Source organism: Glycomyces amatae (genome assembly GCF_020991375.1).
In the GTDB taxonomy this organism is placed as follows: domain Bacteria; phylum Actinomycetota; class Actinomycetes; order Mycobacteriales; family Micromonosporaceae; genus Glycomyces; species Glycomyces amatae.
In genome coordinates this window covers 51,625-65,896 of record NZ_JAJLQZ010000009.1, presented here as the reverse complement: position 1 = coordinate 65,896, position 14,272 = coordinate 51,625, and the positions used below count along the sequence as shown (strand labels likewise).

Here is a 14,272-nt window from a genome sequence, read left to right as displayed (position 1 = left end):
CCCGCGCCGGTTCGGCCGCGGGCCCGGTCAGTCGAGGCCCAGGCGGATGCGTTCGGCGGTGACGATCCGCTCCTCCAACGGAACGGACTCGTCGTCGAGCGCCAGGGGGCGTGTGCGCCTCGTGTTCATGGCCGTCTCGCCGAGCTGCCCGGCCTCGCCGCGGTGGGCGAAGTGCTCGAACAGCAGGGGCCGGCCCTCCCGGAGCTCGCCGATGCGCTCGTCCACGCAGTCCTGCGCCAGTAGCCGCCGCACCTGCGCCCGGCGGCCCCGGCCCGCCGGAGGGAGCGCCTGTCCTTCGAGGCCCGGGTCCCACTGCGGCTCGCAGACGACCACCAGGGACGCGGCCCGGAGGTCGAGGGCCGCACCGCCCTCTTCGAGCCGGGCGAGCAGCACCGCCGGCTCGTCCGCGCGCGCGAAGGCGTCGAGGAGGCCCCTGCGGGCCTCCGCCGGGACCTCGCTCGTGAGCGTCCCGATCGCCAAGGGCCCCAGCCGCTTCTGCACCGCTTCGAGCACGTCGGGGAAGGAGGAGCACACGGCGGTCTTGCGGCCCTCGGCCTCGGCCGCCTCGACCAGTTCGGCCAGGCGCTCGAGCTTCTCCGAGTCCGGCAGCGCGGACGCCGCCCGCCGCATCCCCGCGAGGCTCCCCGCGCGCACCTCGGCGCGGTACCGCTCCTCGTCCAGGCCGGAGAGGCGGACCCGGTCCTGGACCTCGATCCGCTCGGGCAGCTCGGCGAGCACGTCCTCCTGGTCGCGGCGCAGGTAGACCGGGGCGACGAGGCGCCGGAGCGCCCCGGCGGCCGTCCCGCCCGGGCCGATCTCCCCGGCGAGGCCGGGCTCCAGGTAGGACACCAGGTCGCGGAGCTCGTCGACGCGGTGCTCCAGCGGCGCGCCGGTGAGGAACAGGGTCCGGCGCGCGTGCTCGCGCACGTCGAGGACCGCCAGCGCCCGCCGCAGCTCGGGGCTCCCGGCGCGGTGGGCCTCGTCGACGACCAGCAGCGCCAGGTAGAGGCCGTCCCGCTCCAGGCACTCCAGCCGGTGCAGGGCGTTGAACGCGGCCACCGCCAGGCCGCCCTCCCGCAGCCACTTCGCGCCCTGCTCCTCGCGGTCCGGCCCGTGGAGGTCGTAGACGTCCAGCGAGGTGCGCCTCCGGGCCTCGGCCGTCCAGTTCGCCTCGACGCTCGCCGGGCAGACCACGAGGAAGTGGCGGCCGCCGCCCGCCGCGAGGTGGGCGCAGACGGCCAGCGCCTGGACGGTCTTGCCCAGGCCCGTCTCGTCGCCGATGACGGCCTTGCCCTGGTGGACGGCGAACTTGGCGCCGAAGGCCTGGTACTCGCGCAGGCGGCACGTGAGGAGGCCGAGGTCGAGTTCCACGGTGTCGACGCGCTCGCGCAGGTCCCCGCCGATGTGGTCCTCGGCCGGGGCGGCGGCGCCGGTGAGGTTCGCGATCGCGGCGCTGTAGTAGGCGGGTTCGGCTTCGAGGGCGCGCCAGAGGTCGTCGCGGTCGTAGGCGTCCGGGTCGGCGCGGTGCCGGGCGTCGGCGAGGGCCTGTTCGAGGCGGCGGACGCCCGGTTCGTCGAGGACCGCTTCGAGCGCGGTGAGCGCGTCCAGGGCCTCGGCGGCGCGGCGGCGGCCGGCGAGGGACATGCTCGTGCGGCTGGTGGCGCGTTCGGCGGCGGGCAGGTGGGCCGCGAGGCGCTCGGCGTGCTCGGCGAGCGGTTCGCGGAGTGCTTCGGCGGCGGTGCGGGCGTGGCGTTCGGCGGTGAGCGCGGCCAGGAGGCTGGTCTGGTCGTCGTCTCCGCGGTCGGGGTCGAACCGGAAGCGGGTCGCGGCCTCGATCTTCGCGGCGGCGGCCTCCGCGGCGTCCTTGGCGTCGCGCGCGGTCCGCCTGCCGACGCCGGGCAGGGCCCGCAGGCGGTGGACGGGGGCGGCGCGGATCTCGGCGACCGTGCCGAACCCGGCGTCCAGGAGGCCGCCGAGGCGCAGGTCCGGGGCGAGCTTGCGCAGCTCCTCGGCGGGCGTCTCGGCGAGCCGGTCCTGGACCAGGCGGCGTTCGAGGGCGGCGACTTGGGTCCGGATCGAGTCCTGGAGCCGCTCGGTCGCGGCGGGCAGGTCCGCGGCGCCGCGGGAGAGGGCGCGCGCCCGGTCGAGGACGGCGCGCGCGTGCCCGCCGGTCCTCCGGCGGTGGTCCGGTCCTGATCGCGCTGCCATGGCGACCCCTCCCCGAGGCGCGGGCGCAGGCGGTTCGCTGCGCCCGGGGCGGCGGCGCCGGAGGATCCGGCGGTCGCCGTCCTCCTTCAGGGTGCCAGTCGCGGGGAGCTTCGCACCGGGTTCGCGAACTTTCCTCGCAAGGGCGGGGCGGGCGTGCTCGGAAAGGCGCGCGTGCGGCCGGGAGAGGGCATGAAAAAGGGGGCGTGATTCCCTCGCCCCTTTCATCATTTATATCGCGGCGCGGGGAAAGGGGTGCCACCGGGTGGCCGACACCCCCTCTGACCTGGTGCACAATAGCCGACCGAGACAGAAACTTCGAGGACGGGAGACCGGTAATGCGCGTATTGCTGTCGAGCCGCGGATCGCGCGGCGACGTCGAACCGCTCGCGGCGCTCGCGGTGCAGTTGCAGTCGCTCGGCGCGGAGGCGGTGGTGCTCGTGCCGCCGGACCGCGAGTTCGCCGACCTGCTGGACGGGGTCGGCGTGCCGCACCTGCCCGTCGGGGGCGAGGTCCGGGCGCTCGTGCGGGAGCTGCGGACGAAGCAGAAGGCCCCGCGCACGGCCGCGGACCTGCGCGGGCACGTGGACGAGGTGATCGCGACCTCCGCCGGGCCGCTCGCCGAGGCCGCGAAGGGCGCGGACGCGATCGTCGCGACCGGGCTGTTCCCGAGCATCGCCGCCGCGCAGGCGGTGGCCGAGCGCCAGGGCCTCCGGTTCGTGACCGCGTTCCTCCAGCCGACCACGCTGCCCTCGTCCCTGCACCCGCCGCACCCGATGCCTGGCTGGCCGCTCCCGGAGGGGGTGACGGACAACCGGAAGCTGTGGGACCACGACGTGCTGGTCAAGAACGACCTGTTCGGGCCCGCGGTCAACGCCTACCGCGAGTCGATCGGCCTGGCGCCGGTGGACAACGTCCGCGACCAGGTCCACACGCCCCGGCCGTGGCTCGCGACCGACCCGGTCCTGAGCCCCTGGGACCCGGAGGAGCGCGACGTGGTCCAGACCGGCGCGTGGATCCTGCCGGACGAGCGGCCGCTCCCGGCGGACCTGGAGGCGTTCCTGGACGCGGGCGAGGCGCCGGTGTACGCCGGGTTCGGGAGCATCCCGCTGATGAACCCGCAGGAGGCCGCGCGGGCGGCCGTCGAGGCGGCGCGGGCGCACGGGCGGCGCATCGTCCTGGGCAGCGGCTGGGCCGGGCTGGACGCGGTCGACGGCGGGGACGACTGCTTCACGGTGGGCGAGGTGAACCAGCAGCGGCTGTTCCGGCGGTCGGCCGCGGTGCTGCACCACGGCGGGGCGGGCACGACGACGACGGCGACCATGGCGGGCGTGCCGCAGGTGGTGGTGCCGCAGATCGTGGACCAGCCGTACTTCGCGGGCCGGGTGGCCGAGCTGGGCATCGGCGCGGCGCACGAGGGCCCGGTGCCCACAGTGGGATCGCTGACGGCGGCGTTCGCGAAGGCCCTGGACCCGGCGGTCAGGGAGCGGGCGGCGGAGGTGGCCGCGATGACGGTGAAGGACGGCGCGCTCGTGGCCGCTGAACTGCTCGTCGGCGGAGCCGGGTAGGGCCTGCTTCAGGCGGAGAGGCGGCGAGTCGCCGGTGGCGTGGGGCAGCGGTCAGGACGGCGGCGAGGCGAGGGCGGGTGCGGGGCGGGGCGGGGCGGGGCGGGGCGTGCGGGGCCGGGCTGTCGGGCTGAGGGCGGCGATGTCGGGGCGGGCGGCGGGCTGGACTCGTGGGCCGACCCGGCTCCGGCGGCCCGCCCGGGACCGGCCCTCCACCCGCACCGCCGAGGACCGGCCCGGCCCCGGCGACGCATCCGCCTCCGGTCCGCTGCTCTTCCGTCACCGAGCGGGCTGCGCACCGACCGAAGACCGACTCCCCGATCGAACGGCGTTGCCCCTAGACGCTCCCGTCGACACGCAGCGTCATGCGTCGTCGCGTGGCGCGCGGGCGCCGCGCTCTACGGCGTCGGACTCGGCTGTCGGATCGGCGTCCCGGTCTGCGCTGGGTTCGGATGCGGCGCCGCGGCCAGCAGACCGTCCGGGCGCGTCCTCCTCGTCGGCGCCGTGCGCCTCCGACCGATCCCGCTCGGCGCGGAGCGCTTCGGCCTGCTCCTCGCCTTCGCGGATCGCCTTGCGCCGCTTGCGGAGCCACAGCCAGACCAGCAGCCCCGCCGCGATCACGGCCGCGGCGGCGCCGCCGATGGTCCACCACATGACCGCCGGATCGTCGATGCGGGCGGGGACCGTCTTGAACTCGGCTTCGGCGTCGATCGCCGGGAAGTCCTCGGTGACGATCATCTGATCGCCCTCCTCGAACAGCTCGTTGTTGATCTGGAAGTCCTCCAGCGACGTGTAGTCCTGGGCGTTCTCGTCCACGATCCCGACGGTCCGGTCAGGCGTGCACACCAGGAACACCGTCGTCTCGTCCCACGACCCGTCCGCGCTCTCGAAATAGATGACCTGCGCATACGTGGTTCCCGGATCGTCGCACGCGGTCCGTTCCTCCGACGCGCACCCGGCCACGAGCGGGATCGCGGCGATCGCCAGGAGCGCCGCGCGGGCGGCCGTTGCGGCAGTAAGCATGGGGGCCTCCGTTCTCGGCCGACTGCGTCGCGACCAGTGTCGGCCCTTCGGCGCGGGACCCCTCCCGGTGCGCACGGCGATCGGCCTCTCGGCCGCCCTCAGCCGCGCGGCTTCGGCTCCGCGGTGCTCTCGCGCAGGACCAGGCCCGGCCGCTCCGAGGAGAACCGGCGGTCGCCGTTGCCGTCGATCGCCTGGAGCAGCAGTTGGAATCCGCGGCCGCCGAGCCCGGCGAAGTCCTGCTTCACGGTGGTCAGCGGCGGCGACCAGAGCCCCGCCAGCGGATGGTCGTCGAAGCCCGCCACCGAGACGTCCTCCGGCACGCGCAGGCCCGCCTCCGCGATGCCCCGCATGACGCCCATCGCGATCTCGTCGTTCCCGCAGAACACCGCCGTGACCTCCGGGTCCGCGGCGAACTCGCGACCGATCGCCACGCCGCTCCGGGGGTCCCAGGTCGCGTCGCGCACCGGCGGCACCGGGGCGTTCGCGCCGGTCAGCGCGCGCTTCCAGCCCGTGGTGCGGCCGTCCACGCGCCGCGAGGGCGGGACCCGCACGTGGTGGACGGTCTCGTGCCCCAGGTCGAGCAGGTACCGCGTCAGCTCCTCGGCGGCGGCGGCCTCGTCCAGGACCGCCTGCCGCACGCCGGGCTCGCGCGTGCCCGACAGCGCCACGACCGGCAGGTTCGCCGGGATCTTGCGCAGGGCCGCCACGCCGGGCGGGTCGAACTTGAGGACCACCACCCCGGCCAGCGCCTGCGTCAGCGTCGCCGCGATCGCGCGGTCCACCTCGTCCTCGTCGGCGCTCTCGACCACGGTGATCATGACCGTGTAGCCCCCGGCGCGGGCGGCGATCTCGATGCCGCGGATGGTCTCCGCGTAGCCGTACCGGGAGGTGTTCCCGGCGATCACGGCGATGGTCTGCGACCTGCGGGAGACGAGCACGCGGGCGGCGGCGCTGGGCCGGAAGTCGAGTTCGGCGATCGCGGCCTCGACCAGCTCGCGCTTCGCCGGGCTCACGCGGGCCGCGCCGGTCAGGACGCGGGACACGGTCGGGACCGAGACTCCCGCGCGCTGCGCGACGTCGGAGATCGTCGGGTTCCTCCGGCGCTCGTTCACCCTGCCCACCGCCTTCCTGGTGCTCACTCCGCCGCTCCGCGGGCGCTCACTTCACCGCTCCGCTCGTGCCGGAACTCATTTCACCGCTCCGCTCGTACTCGAGCTCATTTCACCGCTCCGCTTGTGATGCCGGAGATGATCCTGCGCTGGGCGACCACGAACGTGATCAGCAGCGGCAGGCTCATGAGGATGATATAGGCGAAGATCAGGTGCCAGTTCTGGAGATAGAGGCCCGCGCTGGCGACCTGGTACAGGTTCAGCGGCAGCGTGTCGATGCGGCCGCCGATCACGAACAGCGCGTAGAACACGTCGTTCCAGATGTAGAGGCAGATCAGGATGGTCGCGGTGGCGAGCACCGGCTTCAGCAGCGGCAGGATGACGCGGACGAACACGCGCACCGGCCCGGCGCCGTCGACACGGGCGGCCTCTTCGAGCTCGTGCGGGATGGTCCGCACGAAGCCCGTCACGAAGAAGACCACCGTGGACAGGTACATGCCCATGTAGACGCCGACCATGCCGAGCGCGGTCCCGGCCAGGCCGAGCTGGCGCAGCAGGAGCACGATCGTGACCACCGCGGGCGGCAGCACGATGCCGGAGATGGCGAGCGCGTAGACGGCGGCGCTGAGCCGCCCGCCGCGGCGGCCGAGGATCCAGGCGGCCATCGAGCCGAGGACGAGCACGCCGACCACGGCCGGGACCATCACCAGGAGGCTCCCGAAGAAGGCCGACATCATGCGCCCGTCGCTGAAGACCGCGGCGAAGTTGTCGAGCAGCCGCCATTCCGAGGGCGCTTCGAGGTTCGGGTTGAGCGCCTCGGCCTGGTCCTTGGAGGCGGTCGCGACGACCAGCCAGAAGGGGACGCCGAGCACGAGGGCGGCGACCAGGATCGCGGCGATCGGCTGGAGCGGGAGGCGGCGACGGCGCGGGGCGCGCCGGGCGGGGGCCGTCCGCCGCGGCGCGGCGGTACCGGTGGCGGTGGTGCTCACAGGACGTCCTCTCGCTTGCGCAGGAAGCGGATCACGGGGAAGGCCAGGATGGTGACGAGCAGGAACAGCACCAGGCTCATGGTCGTGGCCTGGGCGAACAGGCCCTGCCCGAAGGTCCGGAAGATGAAGATGTTCAGCAGCTCGGTGGTGCCGCCGGGGCCGCCCTCGGTGGTGGCCTGGACGATGTCGAAGCCGTTCATCGAACCGAGCAGCGCGGTCGCGACGTTGAAGGTCACCGCGGGCGCCAGGAGCGGGAAGCGGATGGCGCGGAACATGGTCCAGCGGTTCGCGCCGTCGAGGCGGGCCGCTTCGAGCACGTCCTCGTTGATCGTCTTGAGCCCCGCGAGGTAGATGAGCATCGACAGGCCCATCCACTTCCAGGCGTGGACGACCGCGACGACCACGATCGTCCAGGTGGTGTCGCCGAGCCAAGGGATCGCGACGTCGGCGCCGGTGAGGGCGCCGAGGATGCCGTTGAGGGCGCCGTCGGGCTTGAGGAGCGCCTGGAAGATGTAGCCCACCGCGAGGGCGGACATGATCACGGGGATGAAGAACGCGACGCGGACGGCGCGGTTGACGCGCGTGTCGCGCTCCAGCAGCAGCGCGAGGCCGAGGCCGAAGGCGTTCTGGAAGAGGGCCACGAGCACGGCGTAGACGAGGGTGACCTTGAGGGAGTTGAGGAGCGTGCCGTTGGAGAACAGCGAGGTGAAGTTGTCGATCCCGGCGAAGTTGATGGCGCTCTTGAAGCTCGACCAGTCGGTGAACGCGTAGACGAAGTTGAACAGGGTCGGGACGAAGAAGAACACGACCAGCACCACGAGCGCCGGGACGAGGAACCACAGCGGGTGGTCCTGCTGCCGGGGGCGCGCCTTCGCGAGCGTGAGGTTCGTTGACACGGTTGCGGGCCTTGACCTTTCCAGTGGCGGGGACGGGAGGGTCGCGGGGGCGCGGCTGCGCCGCGCCCCCGCGTCGCGCGTCAGAAGCCCTCGGCGCCTTGGGCCTTGGCCAGCTCGTCGAACTGGGCCTGGGTCGCCTCGGCGACCTCGGCGGGGGTCTTGGTGCCCTGGATCATGTCGGCCAGGTAGAGGTACAGGTCCGGGTTGGCGATCGCGGAGGCCTGCATGGAGCCGACGGCGGTGCCGAGCGAGTCGCTGACCGACAGGAGCGCCTCGGGGACGTCCGCGGGGGTCTCCACATCGGACTGGAGCGAGACGGTGGACTGGGCGTTCACGAAGCCCTCGTAGCCGTCGCCCATCCAGTAGGACAGGAGCTGGCGGGCCGCGGACTCGCGGTCGGCGTCGCCGGTCTTGAAGGCCACCAGGGCGTTCGACTGGTCGGGGATGAAGGTGCCGGTGTTGCCGGACGGGGAGATCGGGAAGAAGCCGATCTTCCGGTTCAGCTCCTCGGTCTCGGCGAGCGACTGGAGCTGGCCGAAGAAGGAGTTGACCTGGACGACCATCGCCGCGTCGCCCGCGAGCAGGGCCGCGCCCTGGTCCTCGAAGGTGGCGGTCTTGATGTCCTCGTTGAACAGGCCCTCCTCGATCAGGCCCTGGTAGGTGTCGATGGCGCCCTGGATGGTCGGGTCGGTGAACAGCTCCTCGCGGGTGTTCACGCGGTCCCACAGGCCGTCGGCGGCGGCGTCGGCGAGCTGGACCTGGACCCACCACTGGGTGCCCCAGCGGTCGGCGGCCATCTCGTGGAAGGGGGTGACGCCGGCGCCCTCGAGGTCGCGGGCGGTCTGGAGGAAGGCGTCCCAGTCGGCGGGGGTCTCGGTGATCCCGTTGGCCGCGAACACCTCCTTGTTGTAGTAGACGCCCTCGACGGCGGGGGTGGTGATGAGCGCGGCGTAGCGGGTGCCGTCCAGGATGCCGGTGATGTCGCGCAGCTCGGGCTTGTAGGCGTCGAGCCAGGGGGCGTCGTCGAGGGGCTGGAGGTGCTGCTTCGCATTCAGGGCGGTCAGCTGGGAGGCGGTGGGCTGCCAGAAGGCGAGGTCGGGCATGTCGCCGGTGGCGACCTTGGTCTGGACGCCCTGCTCGTAGGGGTCGGGGATGGTGACGACCTCGACCTCGGCGCCGGTGAGCTCCTCGAAGCCCGCGATCACGCTGTCGGGCACGGTGTTCGAGTTCTGGGCGGCCCAGACGGTGAGGGTGGTGCCGGAGAGGTCGGCGTCCTGGGCGGGCCAGTCGACGGGCCCGGTGTCGCCGGTCCCGGCCCCGGGGTCGGAGCACGCGGTGAGGGTCAGGGCTGCGGCGGCGACGAGCGCCGGCGCGTAGCGGAACGGCTTCTTCATTGAACGGCTCCTAGTTCTTCGAGGATCGGACGGTGAGGCGCAGGGTGCGGGCGGCGAGGGCGTCGCCCGCGTGGACGGTGAGGGTGCCGGTGGCCCGGTCCCAGGCGGTCTTCCACTCGGGCAGGCCGGTGGGGAAGACCGTGTCGACGGCGACCTCGCTGCCGGCGAGGTGGGGGAAGCGCAGTTCGGTGCGGTCGGGGCCGCCGCGGCGCCAGACCGAGACGTGCTCTTCGCCGTCGGTGCGCAGGGCGAGGGCGGTCCAGGGGTCGGTCCAGCCGGGGAGGCCGGCGGGCCAGTGGGCGCGGCCCGCGGCGACGGTGGCGCGGAGGGTCTTGGCGGCGGCGACGGCCTCGGCGACCGTGGCGCGCTGGGCCTCGGTCATCTCGTTGAGGTGGCCGGAGACGTAGTAGCGGCCGAGGAGGCCGGTGACGAGGCAGAACGCGGCCTCCTCGTCGTTCATGCCCGGCTGCGGGTAGGCCCAGTTGGCGGCCTGCTCGGGGAGCAGGGAGATCGGGGCGGCGGCGGCGATGGGCGGGAACTTGGTGAAGTCCTGCTGGTCGGAGGTGGACTGCATGGCCAGGCGCGAGAGGATCGCGAAGTCCATGCGCATGGCGCCGGAGGAGCAGTTCTCGACCACGAGGCCGGGGTGGCGGTCGAGGAGGCGGTCGATCCAGGCGAGGTGGGCGCGGTTGTGGTCCAGGAGGCCGTCGCCGACCGAGTCGGCGTCGAGGTCGGTGCCGGGGCCGGGGTCGATGTTGTAGTCGAACTTGAAGAAGCCGATGCCGAAGTCGCTCACGAGGCGGTCGACCACGCCGTCGAGGTGCGCGACGGCGGCGGGGTGGCGCAGGTCGAGGTGGTGGCGGTGGTGCTCGACGAGGCGCTGGCCGTGCCGCTGGAGGAAGGCTTCCGGGGGGAGGGCGTCGGCCATGGGGCTGCGGACGCCGATGACCTCGGGTTCGAGCCAGAGGCCGGGGATCATCCCGGCGTCGCGGATCGCGTCGACGACTTCGCCGAGGCCGCCGGGGAAGCGGGTGGTGGAGGGGCGCCACTCCCCCACGGTGGGCCACCAGTCGCCGCTGTCGTCGTACCAGCCCGCGTCGATGCAGAAGATCTCGGCGCCGACTTCGGCCGCGGCGCCGATGAGCGGGAGGAGCTTCGCGGTGGTGGGGTCGCCGTCGAGGGTGTTCATGTAGTCGTTGAAGACCACGGGCATGGCGGCGTTGTCGGGGTGGGGGCGGCGGGCGGCGCGGCGGAAGTCGGTGAGGGCGGCGAGGGCGTCCTCGAAGTCGGCTCCGGCGGCGACGGTCGCGGGGACGGTGGTGAAGGACTGCCCGGGGCGCAGGACCCTGGTCCAGGCCGCGTCGGCGTCGGTGGGGCCGGAGAGGGCGAGGTAGCCGCCGCCGACGTCCTCGCCGAGCTCCCAGCGCCAGGGGCCGTTGTGCTCGATCTGGAAGGCGAGGGCGAGGTCCGGGGAGACGACGGCGCCGGTCGGGAGGTGGCGGCCGGTGGACCAGGTGCCGTCGGAGGTGCGGGTCCAGGCGCCGCGGGGGTTCTGGGCGGTGAGTTCGGAGGCCAGGCGCGGGAAGTCGATGCCGCGCAGGGCCTCGCGGGTCCAGCGGCCTTCGCCGAGCCAGTCGCTCGTGCCCCAGACGCGGTCCCAGCCGGCGAGGTGGTCGGCGGCGGCGCTGCCGGAGGAGGCACTGCCGGGGGCGGTGTCGTCGGCGGTGAAGCCGAGGGAGAGGGAGGCGACGGCGCGCAGGACCAGGGTGCGGTCGGTGGCGCGGACCTCGACGCGGGCGCGGACGGCCGCGGGGGCGCGGTCGAGGACCTCGAGGAGGAGGTCGGCCTCCACGCCGTCGGCGGCCTGGCGGATCACGAGGGTGCGGCGGTCCCCGTGCTCGGCGGCCTCGTGGGAGACGTACCGCAGCCGGGAGCCGAGCTCGGTGTGCGCGAGGCGGTCGGAGGAGGGGAGGTGGCCCTGGTCGGCCGTCAGGACCTCGACGGCCGGGACGCGGTGGACGGGGTGGCCGCGGCGGCCGCGCGCCAGGCGCGCGACGCTCACCGGAGCGTCGGCGCCCCACTCGAATCCGAGCTCGAATTCGGCACTGCCCCAAGACAACTGTTCGGTCACGACACCCCTTCGGCGGTACTGCTCCGGTGTTTGCGGTCGCCGCTGCCAGCCGGTTCGTCTGGTAGCGATTTCAGGGAAACCGTAGCCAAATCTGAAATCGATTTCAAGTTTAGTCTTGAAATCGTTATCAAATCCCGGTACGTTCAAGCCGTATCGAGGGCCTCCGACCCCCCGCGTCTCGATGAGGAGAGACTCAATGAAGAGGAGACTGATGACCACTGCCACCGCGGCGGCGGTCGCGGCCACCGCCGTCACCGGGCTGGGGGGCGCACCGGCGTCCGCCGCCACCGAAGTGCTCGCCGTCGACTTCGGCGAGCGCACCGGCGAGTTCCGCGGCGGCGCGACCGGCACGCTCTACGGCTTCGGCGACGAAGGCGCGCCCACCCAGGCGCTGATCAACGGCGCCCACATCACCAACTCGTCCCAGAAGGCGCCCTACGGGACCCAGCACCCCTCGGGCGACGCGATCAAGATCGAGGACGGCTTCTTCGCCAAGCACGGCGAGGACATGTACATCTACATGCAGGACTACTACCCCGAGTGGCCCTACAACGGCGGGCGGCGGCCCGGTGACGACCGCACCTACAACCCGGAGGACGGCACCTACACCGAGGAGCCCAACGGCGTCTGGGACTTCCTCGAGGTCGTCGAGTTCGTGACCGAGGCCGTCGCGACCGACTCCGACCGCCCGCAGGACTACGTCTTCCTCCCGTTCAACGAGCCCGACGGCGGCAACTGGTACCCCGACTGGGCGAACCAGAAGGACCAGTTCCTCGGCGACTGGCAGGCCGTCTACGAGAAGATCCAGGAGGTCTGGGAGCGCCACGGCCTCGGGCACGCCCGCATCGCCGGCCCCGGCGACACCCGCTGGCAGCCCGAGCGCAGCGCCGACATCCTCGCCTTCGCCAAGGAGCACGGCTCACTGCCGGACATCTTCGTCTGGCACGAGCTGGGCATCGACAACCTCGCGCACTACCGGCGGAACTTCGCCGACTACCGCGCGCTCGAACGGGAGCTCGGGCTCGACCCCGTCCCGGTCAACATCACCGAGTACGGGATGCTCCGCGACATGGGCGTGCCCGGGCAGCTCGTGCAGTGGCTCTCGATGTTCGAGGACACCAAGGTGGACGCCCAGACCGCCTACTGGAACTACGCGGGCAACCTCTCCGACAACAGCGCCCGGCCGGGCGGCGCGAACGCCGGATGGTGGATGTTCAAGTGGTACGGCGACCTCGCCGGGTCCACCACGGTGGCGGTGACCCCGCCGAACCCCGACACCGTGGACACTCTGCAGGGCATCGGCGCGATCGACGAGGAGAACCGGCGCGCCACCGTCCTGTGGGGCGGGACCGACAACGACGTGACGCTGGACCTGAGCGGACTCGACAAGTCCCTGTTCGGGAACAAGGTCGACGTCGAGATCCGCGAGAACGCGCTCACCGGCGCCGAGGGCCTGGCGTACACGCCGCGCGTCGTCGCCGCCTACGACGGGCTCAAGGTCAAGGGCGGGGCGCTGTCGCTGGACGTCCCCACCTACGACCGGTACGCGGCCTACCAGATCGTCATCACGCCGACCCAGTCCCGCGACGTCGAGGCCGGGGCGCGGGCGCAGGCGTGGACGGCCGCGATCGAGGCCGAGGCGATGGACCTCCAGGACGCGACGGTGTACTCGCACGACCCGAAGGGCGGCGGCGGCTGGCAGTTCCTCGCCTCCGGCGGGCAGGACGTGGGCTCGTTCAACCAGGTCGGCTCGAAGGCCGACTGGACCGTGGAGGTGCCGCGCGACGGGACCTACCGGCTCCAGGTCATCGGCGGGGCGCCGGGCGTGCCCGGGCGCCACGCGCTCTTCGTGGACGGCGAGGCGGCCGGGACGATCCAGTACGCGGCCGACCTCGGGCTCAACGCGACCAGCAAATGGCAGTACCGCGGCAGCGCCGAGGTCCTGGTGGAGCTGGCCGCGGGGAGCCGCACCCTGTCGATCAGGACCAGTGAGGACGGTACCGCGGTACTGCCGAACTCGGACGTCACGCTCGACAAGGTCTCGCTGACGTCCGTGGACGAGGGCGAGCCCACGGCGTACCCGGCCTCGACGTTCCGCCTCGCCGAGGGCGCCGCGCTCGACTGGGCGAACGGCTCGCCGCTGCGCGGCGGCGCCGAGCTCCAGGGCGGGGCCCGGGCCGACCTGTACGCCACCGCGATCGAGACCGGCTACCACGACCTGGTCGTGAACTGGGCGTCCGCCGGGGACTCCGCGGTCGAGCTGAGCGTCAACGGCGTCCCGACCGCCCGGCTCGAAGCGGACCGCAAGGGCACGTGGCAGTCCACGGCCAGGGTCCACCTGGTCGAGGGGATCAACGAGATCGAGGTCCGCTCCCCCGAGGGCGCGGTCGTGGAGTCGCTGACCACAGTGCGCGCCAGGGAGGCCGACGAGGCCGCCGTGTCGATCGAGGCCGAGGACGCCGTGCTCCACGGCGCGGCCGAGGCGACCACGCTCGCGGAGGACACCGGCACCAACGCCTCCGGCGGCGCCTTCGTGGGCTGGATCGGCAACGGCGCGGCGAACGCGATCGAGCTCCCCCGCGACGGCTTCGCCGAGGCGGGCGAGTACGACGTCACCGTCCACTACGCCAACGCCGAGCTCTCGGGCGACCACGACTACAACCCGCAGGTGGTCGACCGGAAGCTCCAGGTCCACGAAGGCGGCACGGAGGTCGGGCACGCCTACTTCCGGTACACGTACTCGTGGGACAGCTTCTTCCAGCGGAGCATCGCCGTGACGCTGTCCACCGCGGACGAGCCGCTGCGGCTGGGCAACGCGGAGGCGTGGGCGCCGAACATCGACCGGATCGTGGTGTCGCCGAGGCTCCTCGGCGACCCGGTGACGGAACGGCTGTCGGGACGGTAAGCGCCGCAAGGTGAGACGGGCCCCGCGCGCATGGCGCGCGGGGTCCGTCCGCGCG

9 protein-coding genes are annotated in these 14,272 nt (G+C 73.1%); 2 read left to right on the top strand and 7 right to left on the bottom strand.

From position 1 onward, the window contains the following. Positions 1 to 27: 27 nt before the first annotated feature. Entirely contained in the window at positions 28 to 2,208 is a 2,181-nt protein-coding gene (locus LO763_RS15405) for a DEAD/DEAH box helicase (RefSeq protein ID WP_230785875.1), read from the bottom strand. 335 nt (positions 2,209 to 2,543) lie between these two features. Between LO763_RS15405 and LO763_RS15400 the strand changes: the two genes are divergently transcribed. Then, positions 2,544 to 3,773: a glycosyltransferase gene (locus LO763_RS15400; protein ID WP_230785873.1), complete on the top strand. Its 1,230-nt coding sequence runs from the start codon at positions 2,544 to 2,546 to the stop codon at positions 3,771 to 3,773. A gap of 360 nt (positions 3,774 to 4,133) precedes the next feature. Here LO763_RS15400 and LO763_RS15395 read toward each other — a convergent pair whose 3' ends face one another. The 6 genes from LO763_RS15395 to LO763_RS15370 form a co-directional block, all read right to left on the bottom strand. Then, the gene (locus LO763_RS15395) at positions 4,134 to 4,793 is read right to left on the bottom strand and encodes a hypothetical protein (RefSeq protein ID WP_230785871.1); all 660 of its coding nucleotides are present in this window, start codon (positions 4,791 to 4,793) and stop codon (positions 4,134 to 4,136) included. 98 nt (positions 4,794 to 4,891) lie between these two features. Beyond that, positions 4,892 to 5,932, bottom strand: a complete 1,041-nt coding sequence (locus tag LO763_RS15390) for a LacI family DNA-binding transcriptional regulator (protein WP_230785870.1) — start codon at positions 5,930 to 5,932, stop codon at positions 4,892 to 4,894. A 77-nt stretch (positions 5,933 to 6,009) separates the two neighbouring features. Continuing rightward, positions 6,010 to 6,801: a carbohydrate ABC transporter permease gene (locus LO763_RS29005; RefSeq protein ID WP_369432007.1), complete on the bottom strand. Its 792-nt coding sequence runs from the start codon at positions 6,799 to 6,801 to the stop codon at positions 6,010 to 6,012. 86 nt (positions 6,802 to 6,887) lie between these two features. Then, positions 6,888 to 7,787: a carbohydrate ABC transporter permease gene (locus LO763_RS15380; protein WP_230785866.1), complete on the bottom strand. Its 900-nt coding sequence runs from the start codon at positions 7,785 to 7,787 to the stop codon at positions 6,888 to 6,890. Positions 7,788 to 7,867: 80 nt separating this feature from the next. Continuing rightward, positions 7,868 to 9,181, bottom strand: coding sequence for an ABC transporter substrate-binding protein (locus LO763_RS15375; protein ID WP_230785863.1), 1,314 nt, complete (start codon positions 9,179 to 9,181; stop codon positions 7,868 to 7,870). A gap of 10 nt (positions 9,182 to 9,191) precedes the next feature. After that, entirely contained in the window at positions 9,192 to 11,312 is a 2,121-nt protein-coding gene (locus LO763_RS15370; protein WP_230785861.1) for a glycoside hydrolase family 36 protein, read from the bottom strand. Between the two features lie 211 nt (positions 11,313 to 11,523). Here LO763_RS15370 and LO763_RS15365 point away from each other — a divergent pair, with 211 nt between their 5' ends. Then, positions 11,524 to 14,217, top strand: coding sequence for a carbohydrate-binding protein (locus LO763_RS15365; protein WP_230785859.1), 2,694 nt, complete (start codon positions 11,524 to 11,526; stop codon positions 14,215 to 14,217). The last annotated feature ends 55 nt before the right edge of the window (positions 14,218 to 14,272 follow it).